The sequence below is a fragment of the Nostoc sp. GT001 genome (assembly GCF_030382115.1).
GTDB lineage: Bacteria > Cyanobacteriota > Cyanobacteriia > Cyanobacteriales > Nostocaceae > Nostoc.
Map to the genome: position 1 here is coordinate 2,622,656 of NZ_JAUDRJ010000003.1, position 22,040 is coordinate 2,644,695.

Below are 22,040 nucleotides of genomic sequence, written 5' to 3' on the forward strand. Positions count from 1 at the left end.
GCAGGTATCGCCCTTTAGAAAAAACGGCGTTGTACTGTTTAACTCCAGTTGGCAGAAATGTTACTTGGGCTAATGCTTGAGTCATTTTGCCCTCTGCTTTATGTCAAATTTGACCTGTCTCAAACCTCTCCACAACACGAGGAGAGGCTTAATCAACGAACTGAAATTAAACCTTAGCCGCAGCAACACTTGGCAAACTTACTTTCAACCGCTTAAACATCGCTTCTCGTGCTTGTGCAGCGAGGCTATCGTCAAAAGGTTCCAACTTAATTTGCTGCTGATACTTTAGCCGTAGTGCTGTTTGAATTAACCAATCGGCGACGAAAGGATTTTTTGGTAATAAAGGACCGTGAGAATAAGTAGCGATCGCATTCTGATAAAATGCTCCTTCTGTCCCATCTTCACCATTATTTCCCAAGCCGTATACCACACGTCCCAAAGCTTCCACTTTTCCCAGTTTGGTGCGTCCGCCGTGATTTTCAAAGCCTACCAAATATGGTGTGCTACCCGTCATCTCTTTTAAATCTCGCGCTAGGCGTGAAGCTGTCACTTCAATTACCAAGTTGCCAATACAGCGCTTAGTATTTTCACCAGGATGCACAGAAACTAAATCGAGTATTCCCAAACCATCAATTCGTTGTCCCAAGCCTGGTTCATAATAATGTCCCAGTAATTGGGGTGAACCACAAGTAAATACTCCCGGTGTTCCATTTTCGATTTTGTCACGCATTGCATCAGCTTTTGCACCTTGCAAATCACGCATGACAATTTCTTGCTGACGATCTTGTGCGCCACCACCCACGATTACATCTACAGTTTTAATATCTGCGGCTGTGGAATTTTGATCTAGGGGTAACACTTTAACATCGTATCCTCGCCACTGAGCGCGACGTTCTATAGTAATTACATTACCGCGATCGCCATAAGTACTCATCAGCGTCGGGTACAACCAACCAATTGTTAATTCTAAATTTTGAGAATTCATATTCGTAATTCGTAATTCGTAATTGGATTAGGTGTTGGGAACGGGGAAATGGGAAAAATTTCTCTAATTCCCACTACCCAATTTAAAGAATTTTACGACCAGTCAGAACTTCTCGCACTTCTAACATGGCTGAGTAGGTAGGTAGAATATGCAAAGTTTCATTCTCTGGTGTATGCTCTAATGCAGTAGCGATCGCTTGTCGCAAATCTTCTTCGACAATTAAATTTAAGTTGCTATCAAGGGACTTTTGGCTGTAACGTAAACGTAGTGCCATATCGTAGACGCGATCGCCACTCACGACTAAAGTCCCGCCGCGTTCGACTAATTTCTCGGTATCTACGTCCCAAATCCAGGATACATCAGTACCATCGGGCGTGCGATCGTTTAGTACCAGCAGTGTGGTTTTATCTGTGCTTTGAGTAACTACGCGAATAGTTTCATTCGTTCCCACAGGATTTTTTGATAACAATATTCGCACTCGTTTACCGTTAATTACTAAATCTTCAGCCCGACCAAAAGCAGCTTGAAAGGTATTAATAGTATCTCTGATTGTTACTTCATCAACTCCTAACTCAATAGCGGCAGTTGTAGCAGCTAAAGTATTATATTTATTGTACAAACCAACTAAAATTTGCGACCATTCACTACTTTCCAGAGTTGGTTTACTTTTAGTGAAACCACACTTAGGACAAGTAAAATCTCCCAAATGAGACAAATAAACACCCTTGTAATCTAGAGAATGTCCACATTTGGGACAATAAATAGAATCAACAGCGTGAGGAATTGCTTCTAGATAATGTTCTGGTTCATTCAAGCCAAAGAATAACACTCGTTGGGGTAACTGCTGACCGAGGTTAGATAATGTTGGGTCATCAGCATTAGGAATTACCACCGTTTCTACTGGTAGGGTAGAAATAACTTTTGTCCAACGCTTACTAATTGTATCTACTTCGCCGTACCTATCAAGTTGGTCGCGGAACAAGTTTAAACAGAGAATGATTCGCGGCTGGAGTGGCGCTAATACTTTCGGTACAATATTTTCGTCAACTTCTAAAATGGCGTAATCAGAATTTAGCGTACCTAGTAAGTTGGTGCTTTCTAACAGCGCCGTCATCAAGCCATTTTCCAGATTTGCACCTGTAGAATTATGAGTGACACGAAACCCCTTGCGTTCTAGTATTGTGCATAAAAGCAGGGCTGTAGTGGTTTTGCCGTTAGTACCAGCAATTAAAATCACTCCGTTTTTAACTTGCTGACTCAATAATTGTAAAAGGCGGGGTTCAATGCGACGAGCGATTGCGCCTGGTAATACACTACCAGCACCCAGACGGAGCGTAGGCGCAGCCCGTCGAAGACATCGCACTATAAAGGTCACACTCTTGGCCACTGACACCGCGAAACCCAATCGCAGCCTATCTATGAATTGTATTTTGTTTCCCACATCTGTACCCTAGTCTTCTGGCGGTTGCTAATTAAAAGTGCAAATTTAATCTTGTGAGTTTAGCGAATCCTGGCTGAAAAAGCCAGTAATCACAATTTTAGATTTTGGATTGTTGCGCTACTTTAGCTCTGTTTTGACTTGCGCGTAGCGATACCAGCCACTTGCGAGAGATAATCTCAGTAGGCGTTATCCTAAAAAATAGTGCGTAAGCGTAATTACATATCCAGCCCAGTTGGCCGAATTCAGCACAAACTCACAACAAGTAGTAGCTTGCAAGGTTCCTTTTGATGAATAGCACAAAGTTTCTTTTTTTACATAAACAAATTACTAGCTGGCAAAGGTGGTTGTCCAAATGCCTGTTGTTGCTTGTAAGTCTTTTCATTATAAGTATGCAACCTGCATCTGCTGGTCTGAATAATGATTTATATGATGGCAACATCTTTGTTGTTTATGCTGGCAATGGTTCATTGGTTCCTCCCAGACAGACACTAGCACAGACTTTAGCGGAACATAAACCCGTATTTTTGGCTTTTTATCTGGATGATAGTAGCGATTCCAAAAGATATGCCATTTCCATTTCACGGGTACAGGAATTTTATGGTCGCGTAGCAGAGATTATGCCGATTAATGTAGATACTATCCCCCAGAAAGAGACCTACGACCCAACTGAACCAGGATATTACTATGCTGGAAGCGTTCCTCAAGTAGTGGTGTTAAATAAGTCAGGTGAAGTAGTTTTGAATAAAAAGGGTCAAGTACCTTTTGAAGATATAGACGATCAATTTCGTATAATCTTTGATTTATTACCACGCACTGAAACAGCACAGCTAAAGCGACGAGCCTTTAACGAGTTTAGTAGTGAGTTAGCTAAGTAATTTATGGGGTAGACCAAATTGGTCTGCCCTAATTTTTAGTTATATCTGTTACTACATTGCTGCCGATGTCAAAGCATAATATTGAAATATCTGTATTAACAATTGAGGAAATTAATCCATAGTCTATAGTCCGTAATCAATGCCCATTGTCCAATAATTAACTAGAGTGTATTCTGATGTCAAAGGTTTACACCACCCAAGAACTAATTCAAATTTTGGCAGCCGAACGCCAAGCTTGCCTCAAAGGAAAACGCTTAAAGTTAGAAATAAAAGTCTCTGGCAATCCTGTAATTGACCAGTTTATCAGCACTGATGGGTTGCAACAGTTTACTGCCTATCAAGATTTTAAAACTGCAATTCACGAGTATCAGAAAGAAAATCGAGTTTCCGGTATTATTTGGCGAGAAGTGACAGTTAAAGGAAAAAACTTGCACTATCCCGAAATAGATACTGAGTTAATTGCCCTCAATGGTGACTTAGAGATATTAAAAGCCGCTAAAAATTCCATCGTAGAATTTTGGTATGAAGTCACTATAGGAATGGATTTATACTTGAGTTTTAATAATAGTAAACAACACCAACAAATTGTCACATCTGATGTAGAGAGAATTGTTCAAAGAACAGAGTGGGCAAGTTTGTGCAAGTGGGAAAATTCTAGCTTTTTGGAAATGATTTTGCAGTTAGGATGGGGTAAACCAGAAGAAGCTTATTATAAACGAGGAAGACCGCGATCGGGTAGTGAATATATTCATGCAGTCAATCCTGGAAATCGCCCTATTGGTTGATTGATGTGTTGGGTAGGAATACTAAAACCTATGACAACATGACGGACAGAATTGCTGACATAATTGTGTTTACTTTGCTTTCTCAATAAGGCACTCTATCTGTAACAGAAATTTTACCTGTACAGATAAGTAGTAACATGAAAGTACGTGATGTAATCAAGTGACTGGAAGCTGATGGTTGGTATCTTGATAGAACTAAAGGTAGTCATCGACAGTTCAAACATCCTGATAAACCCGGTGTGGTTACAGTTCCAGGTAAATTGTCTGACGACTTAGCCCCTGGTACTCTCAGTAGTATTTGGAGGCAAGCACAGTTATAAGGAGAACCGCAATGCAGTATGTAGTGGTGATTGAAAAGGCTGAAGGTAATTACTCTGCTTATGTTCCTGATTTACCAGGTTGTGTAGCTGTGGGTGAAACTTTAGAAGAAGTCAAGCAAATGATTGCAGAAGCTATTGAATTTCATATTGAAGGAATGCTAGAAGATGGTTTACCTATTCCTAAACCTACAAGCATTGCTCATGAGGTTGAAGTTGCAAACTACAGCAAAATATAATTATAGAAAAATACTAAATTAGCACTAAACAATCCTTCTAGATATTTTGTAAAGTTAGTTTTGAAAGTTTATAGTAAGGACTTTAGTGCTTAGAAAAAAAGGACTAAAGTCCTTACTACGAACTTGTTAAGAAACGATGCTTATCGACTTTGAACTATTGACTCTTGACTAGAGTTTTCAAGTTCGGTAAGTTCTACTCCGGCGGGTTTCCAACCTCCTGCCCAAGCAAGGCATAGATGACGGAAGCGATCGCCCCGCACCTCAAAATTCGGGTACTGGTCGAAACTTGCACAAGCCGGAGATAGCAACACCACAGGCGCTTGATACTGCTTGGCTAATTCTGCCGACTTGGGAATTGCCCTTTCCATAGTTTCCACAATATGGTAGTTATGATACCCCACCTCTCGGAGACGTTTGGCAAAGGCGGGTGCAGCAGAACCAATCAATAACACAGCAGCAGCTTTGGTTTGAATTTGTGCTAGCCAGCCAGTATCATCCCCTGCTTTGGCTTCTCCACCAGCAATTAAAATCGCTGGACTGTTAACGGATGCTAAACCAACTTCAGCCGCATCATAGTTGGTGGCTTTGCTGTCGTTAATGAAATCAATCCCTTCCCATGTGCAGATATGCTCCAAACGATGGGCAACACCAGGAAATTCCCGAACTGCGCGTGCGATCGCATCACGATTAATTCCCGCTAATCTTGCTGTTGCTACCGCCATCAAAAGATTTTGCTGGTTATGTTCTCCCACCATTCGCAAACTAGATACTTTCACAATCGGTTCTGGTGTCGAGGTTGCAGTCAATTTTTCCACAACCCAGCCGTCTTCGATATAAAAGCCTTTTTCGCTAATCAGAAAATCTTTTCCTCTCACACTTGTCCAATAGGCATCAGGCCAAGCACTTAAACCTAGCTGGCTCAAGTAGGCATCATCGCCATTGAATACTTGCAATTCCGACTGACGTAATAACTTGGCTTTGATGTTGTAATAGTTTTCTAAAGTTTTATGGCGACTGAGATGATCCGGTGTGAAAGTCGTCCAAACCCCGATCCGGGGAGCAAGAGAACTCGAAGATTCTATTTGATAGCTGCTAACTTCCGCAATCACCCAATCGAGTGAGGAGTTAGGAGTGAGGAGTGAGGAATTATCAAATGCTTCCCCTACTCCCCCTGCTCCCTGAGATAGGGCAACTTCACAAGCGGCATAACCAATATTCCCGCAGGCGGGTGCATTTAATTCTGCTGCTTGGAAAATAGCAGCAATTAAAGCTGTGGTAGTAGTTTTGCCGTTAGTGCCAGTAATTCCTACCCAAGGTAGCGATTGTAAATTTCGCCAAGCGAGTTCCATTTCGCCAATGGTTTCAATACCTAGTTGGCGTGCCTCAACTAATACGGGAATATCCCAAGGCACGCCAGGACTAACGACTATTAATTGGGGTAAATTAGCACCATTCAATTCTAGGGATTGTCCTAGTTTCACGGTTATTTGCTCGGCAGCGAGTCCTTGTTGTTGTTCTAGGAGGGTTTCGGAGGTGTTGCCATCACTCAGCTCTACCTCCCAACCTTCCCGTTTCAACAATCTCGCCGCAGCAACACCGGACTTTCCCAATCCAATAACAGTAGCTTTGGACATAGATTGCAGCAGAGTGTCCCTGGTTAAGCACTCCCTATACTAGCGTTTCTTGGCAAAAATTACACAAGTTTTTGTTGACCTACGCTACAGATTTTTGACGATCGCACCGAAGTCAGCTAAAACACGGGCATGATTGCGAACTAGTCCCAGCAGATGTAACCGATTACGCTTAACTTCTGGATCGGAGTCCATAACTAAAACGCTATCTGGGCCATCAAAGAAGTTACTAACTGCGGGAGCAATTTTTGTGAGTGCTGCTACTAACAGTTGATAATTTCGCGTTTGCTGTGCTGCTTGAGTTTGCGGCACTGATTCGATTAGTGCATTATACAAAGCGCTTTCAGAGGGCTTTTGGAATAATTCTTGACGAACTACGGTTGTTGGTTCTAGCTGTTTTGTATCCAAATCACCTTGAGCGGCTAATCGTGTGGAACGGTTAACGGTTTCGTAGATGTTATCTAAGGTACTGTCGTTGCGGATTTGTTGTAAGTATAAGGCGCGATCGCGTACATCCAATAAATCTTTTAAAGTCCGTTCTGTGTATTCTGGATCGTTTTCTCCTAATACTGCATTTACCAAGTCGTAATCAATCTGTTTTTCTTCTTGTAATAAAGTACGGATGCGTTGCAAGAAAAACTCTTGTAATGCTGTGGTTAATGATGCCCGATCTTTGTGATATTTGGCTGCAAAGTCTGTTGCTATTTGCTTCAATAAATCATCTAAATTTATTGGCAGATTATCAAACCAAACAATTTTAACTACAGCATTAGCGGCACGCCGCAAGGCAAAGGGATCGGATGAACCGGAAGGAATTAAACCTAAACCAAAGATACTCACTAAAGTATCTAATCTATCTGCCAAACCAACAATTTTACCCGTAAGTGTTTCAGGTAAGATATCACCTACTCCCTTTGGCAAATAATGTTGATAAATTGCCTTTGCTACTTCAGCATCTTCACCACTAGCTAAGGCATATTTTTCTCCCATAATGCCTTGCAATTCGGGGAATTCATATACCATTTGTGTCACCAAGTCTGCTTTACATAATAAAGCAGCACGTTGGATTCTTTGGCTTTGATTTTCAGCTAATTTTAATTGACTGCTAATTTGCTCGGCAATTTTAACTATTCGATCTACCTTGGCACGCACCGAACCCAATTCTTCTTGGAAAGTGACTTTTTCTAACTGGGGTAAAAAGCTATCTATTGGCTTAGTTAAATCAGCTTCGTAGAAAAATCTGCCATCAGCTAATCTCGCACGAATTACCCTTTCATTCCCGACGGCAACAATATCTGATTTTTTCGGATCTCCGTTAGAAATAGTGATGAAGTTGGGCAATAATTCTTGCTCAAAACTCCCTGATTTGAATACAGGAAAATAACGTTGATGAGTAACCATTACTTCAGTAATTACCTCAGTTGGTAATTCTAAAAATTCTGGTTCAAATTTACCAACAACTGCGGAAGGATATTCTACAAGGTTGGTTACTTCCGCTAACAAATCGGGGTAAATTACTGTATACCCGCCTAAATTCTCTGCGACTGCATTTACTTGCTCTTTAATCAGATTTGACCGTTCTTCTGGGTCAACGGTGACATAAGCAGACTTAAGGGCGGTAACATAATCCGTAGCTTGGGCGATTGTCACAGGTTCAGGATGTAAGACCCGATGACCTTGAGAAATGCGATCGCTCTGAACCGTTTTAGAACCATTCACTAATTCTAAAGGCAGCACCGTCTCATCTAACAAAGCTACCAACCAACGAATCGGTCGAGAAAACCTCGCATCCCCATTTCCCCAACGCATCAACCGCTTACCTTCTAAACCCCAAATCCACTGGGGAACAAGTTCTGTCAAAATTTCCGCCACAGGACGACCGGGAATTCTTTTTTGCACAAATACAAATTCCCCTTTGTCAGTGGGGCGAACTGAGAGCGCATCCAGTTCCACACCTTGCTTTTTGGCAAAACCTGCGGCGGCGGCTGTTGGCTGACCATCTTTAAAGGCGGCTTGGGCGGGGGCNCTNTTAATTTCTTCTTCTCGATCTGGTTGCTGCGATGGTAGACCTGTAATCAATACCGCCAGCCGCCGGGGAGTACCGTACACCTGGACACTTTCGCCCTTGAGCCANTTTGCTTCCAGGCTTTGGGGAATGCGTTCCTGCCATTGCACTAAAGCATCACTGAGAAAACTTGCAGGTAGTTCTTCTGTACCAACTTCTAATAGAAACCCAGGCATATAACACTGTTTTCAACTTTGCGTAGCTCAACTTTATCAGTTATTCTCAAGTGATCGCTCGTGATTTTTCGCTGAATCGGTCATCGAAGAGAATAAAGGGAAAACCCCATAGTTAACAATTCTAAATTCAACATTAAAGACATTTTGCCTGCGGCACGCTACGCAAACAGACGGGGATTTAAACCCCTACTGTTAGAAGGTCCCCCAGAGTAACTGGGCTACGTGAAAACGCAGGGGTCTTAAACCCTTTAATTTACGATAAATGAGGAATGTAAGTTAAGCCAGAGTGAAAGAAGCATAGACGCAGAGGGGTTTGTTGTCAGACATCACTACAGACTTAACATTTTATGCAAAACTTTATAAAACAAGTGCTTCTCTTCATAAATTCATTACATTACATACCGTATTTTGTGCGGTATTTACGGATATATATTTCTATCGTAAGCTTAGTTTTGATTGATGCATTGATATATGCATCATGACAATCAATTTTGGAGTTATGACCATGAAAAATATTTTCGCCAAAATCACCGCGATCGCAGTAACCAGTGTTGCGATCGCTACTAGTGCTAACAACCCAGCCCAAGCTATTGAATTAAACTTTAACTGGCAAGGTAACGCTGGTTACTCAGCAACAGGTTCATTCAGCTACGACGAAACTACAGCACCAACAATCATTTCAGAAGCTGGTAGTGGAGCCACCAATTTTTTACAATCCTTGAATGTCTCCTTCTTAGACCCATCTAAAAATCTTCTGGGAACCTATAACACCGTTAGTGGTGGAGTGTCAGAATCTAGCTTCTTTGCTTTCAATTTTAATACTGCCACTCAGACATTATTTGGCCCCTTTGATGTCGCCGGAGGAACGGGTGTAATTGGAGAATATTTCTTTCAGGGAACGGTTGGCGACTCTTTGCAATTACGTCAGGATGTCGATCAACAGGGAGCGTCAACAACACTAGATCAAAATTCTGGCTCTATTCAAGTGTCCAAAGTCCCTGAGCCTGCTTCTCTCTTGGGTTTGCTAGCATTTGCTGGTTTGGGTGTAGCTTCAACTGTAAAGAAAAAGCAAGCCTCTTACTAGAAATTAGGGCTTTCTAGTCAGAGCTTGCCAAATTTACTGAATCTCTATTCTAGCCCTACTAGTTCAGTTAACTAGTGGGGTTATCATATAACCTCATTAGAAATATGAGTGAAAAAGAATGTATGGACGTAGCACTGCTAAGTCTATACAAGGATTCTGGATAACACATATTTAATTTCACCAAATGTCTATTAGTTTGTCATCAACAGTTTTACAAAGCTCAGTGCTGAGTAAAATTAATTTTACTTTTACCTCAGCATTTATGGCTCACTCAGCACCCAACACTGTTTTGGTCAGTGCCTTTTAACTATTCAAAAAGTGGGATTTTGCTTAATGAATACAATACTGATAACTTGGTTAAAAATACTTCATGTGCCAGTTGAAAAGGCGGAATGAGGGTTATATGCATAACAGTAAATATAATGTTACAATTCCCAAAGTATAAATTGAGGCATTAGTTCGGAGATAAACAGACCAACTATTGTCATAATTACTAGAAAATAAAGTCTATATTTATCAACAGCCTAACCTGTTTATACAAAGTCATATTTTGATTTTTAAGTATTCTATGCCGGACAAAAATTATCTTTTGAAAACCACAAAGAAAATTTCTAACCAATGTTTAACACATTTTTTTTAATCAAACAATTTAACCAGTCAAAATACAGCATTTGTAAATAAATGAGGTAACAAAATGCAGGGATACAAATCAGATATAAATAGTTTCTATCTCTGCCTACTGCTTCCAAATCGGTAGCTTTGTACTTCATGCAAAAAAATTCTGTAAATAATAACAATAGCATACCCACNTGGCTATTCATAAGTAATCCGATCGTCTCATGCTATCTTCACAACAATCACAAATAGTTCATGCATATTCTGATTTATTCCTACAACTATCATCCAGAGCCAATTGGAATTGCTCCGTTAATGACTGAATTGGCAGAAGGACTAGTCAAGCGAGGTCATCAAGTGCGAGTGATTACGGGAATGCCCAACTATCCTCAGCGCGAAATTTATGATGGGTATCAGAATAAATGGTATCTGACTGAACAAAAAAATGGCGTGACTATTGAGCGAAGTTACGTCCGAATTAAGTCTAAACCTAACCTCGTTGATCGGCTGTTACTAGAGTTGAGCTTTGTTTTCACGAGCTTACCCCAAGCCTTTAAAGGTGGGCGGCCAGATGTGATTATCTTAACAGTCCCGCCGCTACTAGGTACGTTGCCAGCAACAACATTGGGCTGGTTATACAACTGCCCAGTAGTTCTAAATGTGCAAGATATTTTACCAGAAGCGGCTGTGCGTATCGGGCTATTAAAAAACAAGTGGATGATCCGAACTCTTGCAGCTTTAGAGAAATTTGCATATCGGACTGCACATACTATTAGTGTGATCACTGATGGGTTTCGTGAGAATTTAGTAAATAAGGGAGTACCTGTTAATAAAATCGTTTGTATTCCCAATTGGGTAAATGTCAATTTCATTCGCCCGTTACCGAAACAGAGCAACTCCTGGATATCTAGCCATCAGCTAGATGGGAAATTTGTAGTACTTTATTCGGGCAACATTGCTTTAACGCAAGGTTTAGAGACAGTAATCGAAGCAGCCGTTTGTTTACGTCATATCAAAGATATTGTCTTTGTTATTGTTGGCGAATCAAGAGCATTGCAAAGGTTGCAGGAATATTGTCTATCAAATGGAGCAGATAATGTTTTGCTACTACCGTTGCAGCCGCGAGAAAAACTACCTGAAATGCTAGCAGCTTCTGATGTCGGGCTAATTGTGCAAAAGCACAATGTGATTTCGTTCAATATGCCTTCAAAAATACCACTGTTGTTGGCGAGTGGTCGCCCAATTGTGGGTTCAGTTCCCGCCACTGGTACTGCTGCTAAAGCGATCGAACTCAGTGGTGGTGGGATAGTTGTTGAACCAGAATCGCCCCAGGCAATGGCCGCTGCGGTGCATGATTTATATGCTAATCCGGCTCTAGGAAGGAAGCTAGGTAACACAGGAAGACAATTTGCCGAAGAAAACTATTCTTTAGAGCAAGCGCTCGATCGGTATGAGTGGCTTTTTTCTCATATTGTTACCAATCGAAAATCAACTGTGGGGATTTTACCGAAATTCGATTCTAAGAAATCAGTTGTGGATGGTTGAAGGGGATTGAGGATTTCTCACTCGTCAGCTACACAGACAAAGCTCCGATTGAGATAAATTAACTCACCCATTCGGGTGATTTAAAGATCAACCGATCGGGTGAACTAACTGTAGGAAGTTGAGACTGCTCAAAAATAGGAATCTAGAGAACACTGGCTGATTGCACGTCGTTCTTGGTGAGGATAACTTGATGAAACTCGCAACTTTGATTAAGACCGCTGAATTAATCAGCGTAGGCTTACTCCTGCAAAGAAGCAAAGCTACGCATAGCGTGTCGCAGACAAGCGTCTCGTAAACAAGGCATCGCTCCAGACTTTTTTCTTCCTTAAGATCAGTATTCACTAGTACTCAAAGGCGATAAACTCATCTGTAACTTATACCAATCTCATCTGCTATGTGGTTATAATGCAAGCAAGCGCTTGCAGACACTCATAGAAAACTTAGCGTCAAGTACGGCACAAACTTATGCACCCTTGATCTAGTCAGCAACTAAGGTATTTGCAACGGCAAATTTAACCATAGTGACAACGCGAGAAATTACTCGTGTTGCTTGTGGTCAATGAGGTAACTTTATTTGGTCATTTCCAAAACTGAAAAGCAACTACTAACTTGCTCTAATTACTGAAGCGATGCCTTCTCTACGAGACGCTACGCGAACGGCGGGCTACGCCTACGCTTTACAGGCAGAAGCTTTAGCTACCACAACATGAACCGTGCTTTCTCTCTGAGCTAAGGCACTGGGTTTATACTTACTAACAAAAAACTATAAATTACACTTTAAGAAATTGAACGGAGTTAAGTAATGTACAAATCAACCATAATGTGCTGAACAAAATTGCTTCATTTTAGGTGCTAGACATCGTGAGCGATCGCCCAAATACCCAAACATCTTTTTCACCAACATAGATAAAAAAAGGCTAAAAAACTATTCAACTTAATGCTTTTTTAGCGAAGAGTAGATTGCCCAAGTCTAAATCCACAAGACGAGAAAACGAAGATGTCCCATTCTGAGTTCCCTGACTCTCCCTTACCCATCGAAATAGAACAGCCCACTGTTACTGATTCTAGCCAAGAGTCGCAACAATTGCCACAGCGATCGCCTAAGCCACCTCAAAAACGTCGTTGGCCCCTACTATTAGGAATCGTCTTATTAATTGCAGGTGTCGGTTTTGGTTGGCGCTGGTGGCAGACTAGTAATGCTAGCAATTCACAAGGTGGTGCTGAAGCAAATGCTGCTCAACCTAGAGCAGTTCCGGTCAAGCTAGCGACAGTGAAAACTGAAACCGTTCAAGAAAGTTCGGAGTTTATTGGCTCCTTAGAGGCTCCACGTTCAGTAATCATCAAGCCACAGGTTGAAGGGCGAATTACCGAGATTTTCATCCAAGAGGGCAACCGCGTTCAACAAGGACAAGTCATTGTTAGTCTGCAAAGTGATAATGTCCAAGCTCAATTACTACAAGCTAGAGGCTCACTGCAACAAGCCCAAGCACGTCTTGCTGAACTCAAAGCAGGTACGCGACAAGAAGAAGTTGCCCAAGCTAGAGCGCTGTTAGCCCAAGCCCAAGCTCGCTTTCGAGATGCCCAATCAGGATCACAACCAGAAGAAATTGCTCAGGCTGAGGCGCAAATTCAGTCAGCTAAATCTGATGTGGAACTAGCACAGTCACGCGCCAAACGATACGCACAATTGAGAAAAGAGGGCGCAGTTTCCCAAGATACCTTAGAAGGATATGTCAAAGAACAGCAAAGCGCTGAAGCTGCCCTGGTCGTAGCCCAGAAACGCTTAGATCAACTGCGCCAAAGCAGAAGATCGAGTATTAATGAGCTAGCTGGTGCTTTGGAACAACAGAAACAAAACTTAAGGCAACTAGAAAATGGTTCCCGCCCAGAAGAAATTGCCCAAGCGCGATCGCAAGTAACTCAAGCAGCTGGACAACTCCAAGCTGCTCAAGTCCAACTGCAATACACAAAAGTTCTGGCACCTTTCACTGGCATTGTTGGTGATATTCCCGCAAAAGTGGGAGATTATGTGGAAAAAGCAGATCAACTGACTACACTAACCAGAAACGACTCTTTAGAACTGAATATTTCCGTTCCCGTAACCGAAGCCAGAAACTTGCGCTTGGGCTTACCTGTGCAAATGCTGGATGTCCAAGACAAACCCATCGCAACGGGTAAAATCAGTTTTATCTCCCCAAATGCTAGTTCCGATTCGCAGACAGTTTTGGTAAAAGCCAACTTTGGCAATTCCAGAAATCGGCTGCTTAATCTTCAGTCAGTGCAAACCAAAGTGATCTGGAACGAACGTCCAGGAATTTTAATTCCTGTTACAGCAGTATCTCGCTTGGGTGGAGAGACTTTTGTATTTGTGGCGCAAGCGCCCCAGGAAAAATCTAAACCTGGAGCGCCAGCTTTAGTAGCTCAACAAAAACCTAGGTGAAATTAGGAGTTATTGAGGGGAATAATTATCAAGTTATCGAAGGACTAAAAGCGGGGGACAAAATTGTTGTTTCCGGCATTCTTAACTTAACCAATGGCGCTCCTATTACTCCTGCACCTGAAGCAGTTGGTAGTAATAAGCTTTAGCTGAAGAGGGAAGATGAGGGCACGGGGGCAGAGGAGCAGGGGGAAATAACCAATGCCCAATTCTCAATACCCCATGCCAAATACCAAATACCCAAAGCCCAATTTTTAAACTATGTTTGTTGACTTCTTTATTAAGCGGCCAATTTTTGCATCGGTATGTGCGATCGTCATCCTTTTAATAGGATTAATCAGTATTCCCACACTACCGATCGCTAGGTTCCCAGAAATTAGTCCCACCCAAATCACTGTCACTTCCAACTATAGCGGAGCTAGTGCCGAAGTCGTAGAAAGCGGTGTGACAAATATCTTAGAAAGGCAAATCAACGGGGTTGAGGGACTCAGATATCTGACTTCTAGCAGCAGCAACGATGGTACAAGTACCATTACAGCCACCTTTGATTCATCACGGGATAAAGATATTGCGGCTGTGGATGTGCAAAATCGTGTTTCTGTTGCCCAACCACAACTACCAGAGAGTGTGCAACGCACGGGAGTGCGGGTATCAAAAGAGTCTAGCAACATTCTCTTAGCAATTGGTTTATACCCTGAAAATAAAGAGTACGACAACATATTTCTAAGTAACTATGCTGACCTTTACTTAGCAGATGCCCTAAAAAGAGTCAAAGGCGTGAGCAACGCCCAAGTTTTTGGCGAACGCCGCTATGCAATGCGTTTGTGGTTAGATCCGAGTCGGCTTGCCAGTCGGGGACTAACAACTAAGGATGTAGCAAATGCCCTATCCGAACAAAACTTGCAAGTTGGTGCAGGGAGAATTGGACAAGAACCGACTCCTGAAGGACAAAGATATCAACTGGATGTGCGTGCTGTCAGCCGATTAACAGAACCGTCAGAATTTGAAGAAATTGTCCTGAAAACTCAAGATGATGGTACGTTAGTTAAGCTCAAAGATGTCGGGAGAGCAGAACTAGGCGCAGAAAACTACAGTTCATTTCTGCGATTTCGGGGCAATGATGCTGTCGGTTTAGGGATTTATCAGGTTCCTGGCAGTAATGCCTTGGAAGTAGCCAAGGGAGTCAAAGCTGAACTGGTGCGATTGGCACCGAGTTTTCCGCCAGGGATGAAATATCAGGTAGCTTTTGACACAACATCATTTGTCGAAGAGTCCTTGGCAGAAGTGGTCAAGACTCTGATTGAAGCGGTAGTGTTGGTTGTAATTGTAATTTTTGTGTTTTTACAAGACTGGCGAACCACTTTAATTCCTGCACTGACCATTCCGCTTTCCTTAATTGGAACCTTTGCCTTCGTTAAAGTTTTTAACTTTTCCATCAATAGTTTGACTTTGTTTGGTCTAACTTTAGCATCAGGGATGGTGGTAGACGATGCGATCGTAGTAGTGGAGCAAATCAGCCGTTTTATTCAGGATAAAGGAATTAGTCCTCGCCGAGCCGCTAGTGAGTCAATGGCGGAACTTTCTAGCGCAGTTATTGCTACTTCACTAGTATTGATGGCGGTGTTTGTGCCTAGGTGGCATTTTTTCCGGGAACTACAGGCGCACTTTATCGGCAATTTGCCCTGACGATCGCTTTCTCCATTGCGATTTCAACTTTTTTGGCTTTGATCCTAACGCCTTCCTTGTGTGCGCTGTTGCTGCGTCAAGGACAAAAACCTTCAGGCTTACTGGGTTGGATTTTTGACCAGATTAATAGGTTTCTGGACTGGGTACAAAATGGTTATAAGCGATCGCTTACCTTTCTAACACGCATCAAAGGTATTGTGATTGGGTTGTTTATCGTCTCCTTGGGAATGACTGCTTGGCTGTACACCACAGTACCAACAGCCTTTCTCCCAGACGAAGACGAAGGCTATTTCATCACAATTATCCAAGGTCCACAAGGGGTTTCGCTGCAATATACCAGTGATGTAATCGCAAAGGTAGAAAAAGAAATTCTGCAAATTCCAGAAGTACTGGGGACTTTTGCGATCGGTGGATTTGGTTTTAGTGGTAGCACAGCTAACAGCGGCATCATATTTACAACTTTAAAATCTTGGGACGAGCGCTCAAAACCCGATCAATCAGTACAGGCGATTATTGGCAGCTTGCAAGGGAAGTTATTAGCAATCCCAGAGGCCAGGGTTTTTCCTGTGAATCCGCCACCAATTCAGGGTTTAGGCAACTTTGGCGGCTTCGTCTTTCAACTGCAAGACCGCAGAGGTAACAGTGGTTTAGAAAATCTAGTCCAGTCGATGGGTCAGTTGCTGGGTAAAGCTAATCAAACACCAGGATTACAAGCTGTATTTAGCACCTTTGCCGCAGATACACCACAATTGCTTGTGGAAGTAAACCGCAATAAAGCCAAAGCATTGCAAGTTTCCATAGATGATGTCTTCAGTACATTACAAACTGCTTTGGGATCGCAATATGTAAATGATTTCAATCTCCAGCAGCGCAATTATCGGGTGTATATTCAAGCAGATCAACAGTTTCGTTCCAACCCAAAAGATATTGGTAAACTATATGTTCGTTCTCAAAAGAATCAAATGATTCCTTTGAGTAACTTAGTTACAGTTACTCCGACTGTGGGAGCGCAAACGATAAATCACTACAATCTGTTCCGCTCAATTGAAATTAATGGTGCCGCCGCCCCTGGCTCTAGCTCTGGAGACGCAATTAAGGCAATGGAACAAGTTGCTAAAGAAGTTTTACCAGCAGGTTATGGTTATGAATGGTCAGGAACTGCATTAGAAGAAATCGATTCTGGTGGTTTAGCACCCCTGATCTTTGGCTTAGGAATAATCTTTGTATTTTTGGTACTAGCCGCTCAATACGAGAACTACGTTGACCCCTTGATCATTCTGTTATCAGTTCCCTTAGCTATCTTTGGAGCGCTTATAGCTCAATCAATGCGGGGTTTTGCGAATGATGTTTACTGTCAAATTGGTTTAGTAATGTTGATTGGTTTAGCTAGTAAGAATGCAATTTTGATTGTGGAATTTGCTAACCAATTGCGAGACCAAGGGATTTCGATGACCAAAGCAGTAATTGAGGCTTCACAAGAGCGGTTACGCCCAATTTTGATGACCGCTTTTTCTACACTCTTGGGAATTTTCCCCTTAGCTACTGCCACAGGTGCCGGTGCCGGAAGTCGCCAATCTTTGGGAACGGCAGTTTTTGGTGGAATGTTAATTGCGACTTTCTTGAGTTTGTTTGTCGTACCAATTTTGTATATCGTGATTAAGACGATAACAGAGCGATTTATCAAACCAAATCGGCATCAAGAAGTAGCAGCAGAAGGAGTGTCATTGAATGGTAGCACTGCTGTATATTCAAAAAAATCTGAGGATTGATTATCTTTCGTTATCGATTGAAGCAAATCAATTTAGGGACTTGCAAAAAATAAAACTACAGAAGCGATCGCTAAGTAAATATCAGATGTCTGGTTTAGCACACCCTATTCTGAAGATTAAGCTAATCAGCATTCAAGTTGCATAATCAGAGCGGGCAAGATGCCCACCCCACAAGATATTGAGAAAATTTTCATCTGCAAATTAGATGTGTTTTAGCTTACTGCAACCTCCTACAAATCAAACGAATTAAACAGCTAGAGAAAAAAGTTTAATTTGTAGACCGATTGCAAAAATTCCACAACGCCCTCAAAACCATGTGGGCATAATGACAAACCAGAATGTACAGTACAAATGTACGCTGAAATCAAGACAATGGTAACAATAGCAGTCAATCCCTATCTCGATGGCAATTTTGCTCCAGTCCATGAAGAAATCACTACCGACAAATTGCCAGTCATCGGTGAATTACCGCTTGACCTATCAGGGATGTTTGTGCGGAATGGTCCTAACCCTCAATGGACGCCTATCGGTGAATATCATTGGTTTGATGGGGATGGGATGTTGCATGGTGTGCAAATTAGCAACGGCATAGCCACTTATCGTAACCGCTACGTCCAGACAGCCGGATGGAAAAAAGAACGAGAAGCGGGTAAAGCTATCTGGAGTGGATTGTTAGAACCACCACAGATGGATAATCCTTACGGTGCTTACAAAAATACTGCCAATACTGCCTTAGTGTGGCACGCTGGTCAAATGTTGGCGCTGAATGAAGGGGGTAAACCTCACGCCATCAAGCTACCTGAATTAGAAACCATTGGCGAGTATAGCTACAATGGCAAGCTGGTTTCTGCCTTCACAGCCCATCCCAAGGTAGACCCCGTTACAGGGGAAATGATCTTCTTTGGGTATTCTCTGTTTGTGCCACCGTACCTGCAATATAGTGTAGTCTCAGCAGAAGGCGAACTGTTGCGAACAGTGCCAATTGAACTGCCAATAGGCGTGATGATGCACGATTTTGCCATCACTAAAAACTACACGATTTTCATGGATTTGCCACTGACTTTTAACCCAGAGCGATCGCAACGGGGAGAACCTTTAATGATGTTTGAGCGCGATCGCTCTAGTCGTTTCGGTATCGTACCACGTCACGGTGACAACAGTAATATCCGCTGGTTTGAAAGTCCTGCTTGCTACGTCTTTCATACCCTCAATGCTTACGAAGAGGGAGACGAAGTAGTGCTGATTGCCTGTCGCATGACTTCTACTACTGTTTTGGGTTTAGATGATTCCCAACCCGACCCAGATGCAAATATCCCCCGTTTGTATCGCTGGCGATTTAACCTCAACACTGGTTCAGTGCGTGAAGAGATGTTGGATGATGTAGCTTCCGAATTTCCTCGCGTCAACGAAAACCTATTGGGGCGAAAAACCCGATATGGCTATAGCAACAAAGCGGCAAACAGTCCCGTACCTTTATTTGACGGTATCATCAAATACGACTTCAGCAATGGAAAATCCCAAATACATGAATTTGGACAGGGGCGCTATGGTGGTGAAACTGTGTTTGCGCCGCGTCCTGGTGCAACGACTGAGGATGATGGTTGGCTGATGACTTTCGTCCACGATGAGGGTTCAGATACTTCAGAATTAGTAGTAGTGAATGCTCAAGATGTGATGGCTGAACCTGTAGCGCGGGTGATAATTCCCCAACGAGTGCCTTATGGGTTTCATGGTGCTTGGTTTGCCGAGGAATAGCTAAATGGGCAGTTAGAAACCGCGTCTACACAGACAAAACCCGCCTAAGCGGGTTTCAAATTCTTTGGCAAGTGAACTTGGTTTGTGTAACCGCGATTTCTAATCGCCAGGTAGAATCCTCTCTATTGCCGATCGCAAATTATTTTTCCTTATATCCGCCAGCGTAGTTAATCACGCAGATTGTTCTATATGATTTGTGAGTTCCATAAGCAACACCAGAGACTTTAAAAGCACCGTTAAAAATGTTTTTTCGATGGCGNCGATCGCGCACACCATCATCAATAATTAACTGCATAACAATATCTTGAGCGCTGTTTGACCCATAACTGATATTTTCACCTGCGGTTGTTTGCCATTTACCATAGCGGTTGATGCGAGTAAAAGGGTTGCTACCATCGCTACCATCATGACCTATAGCACCTTTTGGGCCTTGGTCTTTTACGTGATCTTTTGCTCCTAAAGACATACCCTTAGATGCACTCAATGCTCCTACAGGACGTGCTGATTTGAGAAATGCGATCGCTTCATCAACTGCCTTAACTCCTTCTTGAGTTCGTAGATAAGTGTTATTAGAAATTTTGACTCGGTTCCCCTCAAAGCGCTTTCTATAGTTTTCCAGAATCGGGAGGTATGCTTTAGGATTTGTTCTTACCTTATTGGTTTCAACAATTACCTGTTGTTCCAACGGTGAAAGGTAACTAGCCTTTGCTAATAAAGTTGGACTACTTTGTTCAACTACTGCTGGATTAGAGTTGGCCACAGACGGGCTAGATTGAAACAGTTGATTTGAGCAGCCCAATACCAAGGTAATTGGCAAAAATACCCAAAAATTCATGCGACGCATCGATTACCTCACAATTTTTCTATGGATTAATTTAGTGAATTAGAAGAAATAAGAATTTTCAACGCACAGATAAGTCTGTATACGCTTCTGCCGTTAGAAACGATATCAGGGCTTAAGTAAGTTTGCTAAAGAAAGCGCAGATTAACGCACCAATAATATTGATAAAGTTGCGATTGCCTTTGTTCCTAAAGTGTTACAAGCTATCACTTAACACCTGTTGTAACATTGAAAACACTAAAACGTAAATAATCACAAAAATCTTTTTTACACTTTCAGAAACCAGCGTTGCCGATACATCAGAAAACCAACAGCCCACCACAACAACACGGTGACTAAGGCAAATAACAGGGAACCATTCAGCACACCCGCCCAAGATGCGAAAAAATTCTGGTAAATCCAATTGTAGGTACTGGGAGCGTCTTTACCAGTGCCAATAGTAGTTTTGACTAAAATTTTAATTAATAAAACCGATGCAACGAAAAGAGCGATCGCATTTAAGCCCATAATTTCAAAAGGTTTACTCCAGCGACGCATCAGCCGTACTTCGATAACTTCATAACAAGCTGCTAGTAATAGTAACGCCCAACCTGTTGTAAATACTACATAAGAACTTGTCCACAGCTTTTTGTTAATTGGGAATGTCCACCCCCACGCCCAACCGATAATTAAGCAACCGACTCCAAATAATCCTAAACCGATACTTGTACGTGACTGTACAGGTTGACTGCGTATCCATTGACCTGTGAAGTAGCCAGCAAGGACACTCACTATCGCGGGAATAGTACTGAAAAGTCCTTCTGGATCTCCCATAAAGTTGAAACCATCACCCTTGTATAAATGTGCTTTGGGAATAATCAGGCGGTCAACATAAGCGCCGAAATTACCTTCTCGCGTCAAAACTCCCGCACCATATTCTGGCACTGCGACATACATCATCGTTAGCCAGTAGCCAATGAGTAGCACTGCTGCTAGTATCCATTGACCTTTGCGCGGAAGGTTGAGAACAACTAGGGAAACCAGCAGATATGTAAGGCTGATGCGCTGCAACACTCCCATAATGCGGATACTATTCAAATCAAAAGTCCAAATACCTTTATTCCAAAAGCCATTTAGTAGCAATCCCAAGGCAAAGAGAATAGCGGCGCGGCGCAATATCCGCCAGTAAACAGCTGAGGTTGGTTTATTGCCTTCAGTGTATTTTGACAGCGAGAAAGTCATTGCTACACCGACAATGAAGAGAAAGAAGGGAAATACCAAGTCCGTTGGTGTGCAGCCGTGCCAATCGGCGTGAGCTAAGGGAGGATATACCTCATCTGCGACACCCGCCATATTGACGAGAATCATTCCAGCGATGGTAATGCCGCGAAAAACATCCAGTGAAGTCAGGCGCATAAGCGGAATTTTATGTTACATGAGTATCTAAAGTACTCGGCTTGATGCAGGTAAGCAAGCAAAATTTATAGGTCTACTTACCAAATATAGTTTTTCATCAAGGTTCCTGCCCATACTATCTTGTACGAAACTAGAAGTACGCGATCGCACCCAGACCACAGTTTTAGCTATCCAAAAAGGATTGGTAAGGACTCGTATTTGATTTTTGAAAAAACTCAGTATACTTTTATTCCTTCTTCCCTGTTCCCTCGCTACGCAAATAATTTCAGGAATCAAAGCGGATTTCTATAGTACCAGAACTGTTAATAAAGCTAGATATACTCAAATTTCAATCAATCTCTCCATCGTTATTTAAGTAAAAATGCAGTTGTATTGTCACTAGGCTTAGTATAAATTGCT

Annotated in this window: 15 protein-coding genes and 1 pseudogene; 10 read left to right on the forward strand and 6 right to left on the reverse strand. The window is 42.2% G+C overall.

Going from position 1 to position 22,040, the window contains the following annotated elements; genetic code table 11:
• Positions 1–166: 166 nt before the first annotated feature.
• The gene (locus QUD05_RS14095) at positions 167–985 is read right to left on the reverse strand and encodes a type 1 glutamine amidotransferase (RefSeq protein WP_289796604.1); all 819 of its coding nucleotides are present in this window, start codon (positions 983–985) and stop codon (positions 167–169) included.
• Positions 986–1,067: 82 nt separating this feature from the next.
• The gene (locus tag QUD05_RS14100; protein WP_289796605.1) at positions 1,068–2,426 is read right to left on the reverse strand and encodes a Mur ligase family protein; all 1,359 of its coding nucleotides are present in this window, start codon (positions 2,424–2,426) and stop codon (positions 1,068–1,070) included.
• 287 nt (positions 2,427–2,713) lie between these two features.
• Between QUD05_RS14100 and QUD05_RS14105 the strand changes: the two genes are divergently transcribed.
• From QUD05_RS14105 to QUD05_RS14120, 4 genes are all read left to right on the forward strand, one after another.
• A complete protein-coding gene (locus QUD05_RS14105; protein WP_289796606.1) occupies positions 2,714–3,301 on the forward strand; it encodes a thylakoid membrane photosystem I accumulation factor in 588 nt (195 codons plus the stop codon).
• Between the two features lie 176 nt (positions 3,302–3,477).
• Positions 3,478–4,086, forward strand: a complete 609-nt coding sequence (locus QUD05_RS14110) for a hypothetical protein (RefSeq protein WP_289796607.1) — start codon at positions 3,478–3,480, stop codon at positions 4,084–4,086.
• Positions 4,087–4,250: 164 nt separating this feature from the next.
• Positions 4,251–4,406 (forward strand): type II toxin-antitoxin system HicA family toxin, encoded by a 156-nt coding sequence (locus QUD05_RS14115; RefSeq protein WP_289799967.1) that lies wholly within the window; start codon positions 4,251–4,253, stop codon positions 4,404–4,406.
• A gap of 11 nt (positions 4,407–4,417) precedes the next feature.
• Positions 4,418–4,642, forward strand: a complete 225-nt coding sequence (locus tag QUD05_RS14120; protein ID WP_289796608.1) for a type II toxin-antitoxin system HicB family antitoxin — start codon at positions 4,418–4,420, stop codon at positions 4,640–4,642.
• Positions 4,643–4,782: 140 nt separating this feature from the next.
• On the opposite strand, the gene murD is transcribed toward QUD05_RS14120, so the two are convergent.
• Positions 4,783–6,276 (reverse strand): UDP-N-acetylmuramoyl-L-alanine--D-glutamate ligase, encoded by a 1,494-nt coding sequence (gene murD / locus QUD05_RS14125; protein WP_289796609.1) that lies wholly within the window; start codon positions 6,274–6,276, stop codon positions 4,783–4,785.
• An 84-nt stretch (positions 6,277–6,360) separates the two neighbouring features.
• Positions 6,361–8,514 (reverse strand): glycine--tRNA ligase subunit beta, encoded by a 2,154-nt coding sequence (gene glyS, locus QUD05_RS14130; protein WP_289796610.1) that lies wholly within the window; start codon positions 8,512–8,514, stop codon positions 6,361–6,363.
• Positions 8,515–9,019: 505 nt separating this feature from the next.
• Here glyS and QUD05_RS14135 point away from each other — a divergent pair.
• The 6 genes and pseudogenes from QUD05_RS14135 (at position 9,020) to QUD05_RS14160 (ending at position 19,405) form a co-directional block, all read left to right on the forward strand.
• Entirely contained in the window at positions 9,020–9,598 is a 579-nt protein-coding gene (locus tag QUD05_RS14135; RefSeq protein ID WP_289796611.1) for a PEP-CTERM sorting domain-containing protein, read from the forward strand.
• Positions 9,599–10,468: 870 nt separating this feature from the next.
• Entirely contained in the window at positions 10,469–11,758 is a 1,290-nt protein-coding gene (locus QUD05_RS14140; protein WP_289796612.1) for a glycosyltransferase family 4 protein, read from the forward strand.
• A 997-nt stretch (positions 11,759–12,755) separates the two neighbouring features.
• On the forward strand, positions 12,756–14,198 hold the full coding sequence (locus tag QUD05_RS14145; RefSeq protein ID WP_289796613.1) for an efflux RND transporter periplasmic adaptor subunit: 1,443 nt from the start codon (positions 12,756–12,758) through the stop codon (positions 14,196–14,198).
• Positions 14,195–14,344: a permuted SH3 domain-containing protein gene (locus tag QUD05_RS14150; protein ID WP_289796614.1), complete on the forward strand. Its 150-nt coding sequence runs from the start codon at positions 14,195–14,197 to the stop codon at positions 14,342–14,344. The genes QUD05_RS14145 and QUD05_RS14150 overlap by 4 nt, the downstream gene beginning before the upstream one ends.
• A 112-nt stretch (positions 14,345–14,456) precedes the next feature.
• A pseudogene (locus QUD05_RS14155) lies at positions 14,457–17,650 on the forward strand (efflux RND transporter permease subunit).
• Positions 17,651–18,022: 372 nt separating this feature from the next.
• Positions 18,023–19,405, forward strand: a complete 1,383-nt coding sequence (locus QUD05_RS14160) for a carotenoid oxygenase family protein (RefSeq protein ID WP_289796615.1) — start codon at positions 18,023–18,025, stop codon at positions 19,403–19,405.
• 139 nt (positions 19,406–19,544) lie between these two features.
• Here QUD05_RS14160 and QUD05_RS14165 read toward each other — a convergent pair whose 3' ends face one another.
• Together QUD05_RS14165 and QUD05_RS14170 are read right to left on the reverse strand one after the other, a co-directional pair.
• Positions 19,545–20,249: a CAP domain-containing protein gene (locus QUD05_RS14165; RefSeq protein WP_289796616.1), complete on the reverse strand. Its 705-nt coding sequence runs from the start codon at positions 20,247–20,249 to the stop codon at positions 19,545–19,547.
• A 264-nt stretch (positions 20,250–20,513) separates the two neighbouring features.
• Positions 20,514–21,641 carry an acyltransferase family protein gene (locus QUD05_RS14170; RefSeq protein WP_289796617.1) on the reverse strand — a complete coding sequence of 376 codons (1,128 nt, stop codon included), beginning with the start codon at positions 21,639–21,641 and terminating at the stop codon, positions 20,514–20,516.
• Positions 21,642–22,040: the final 399 nt, after the last annotated feature.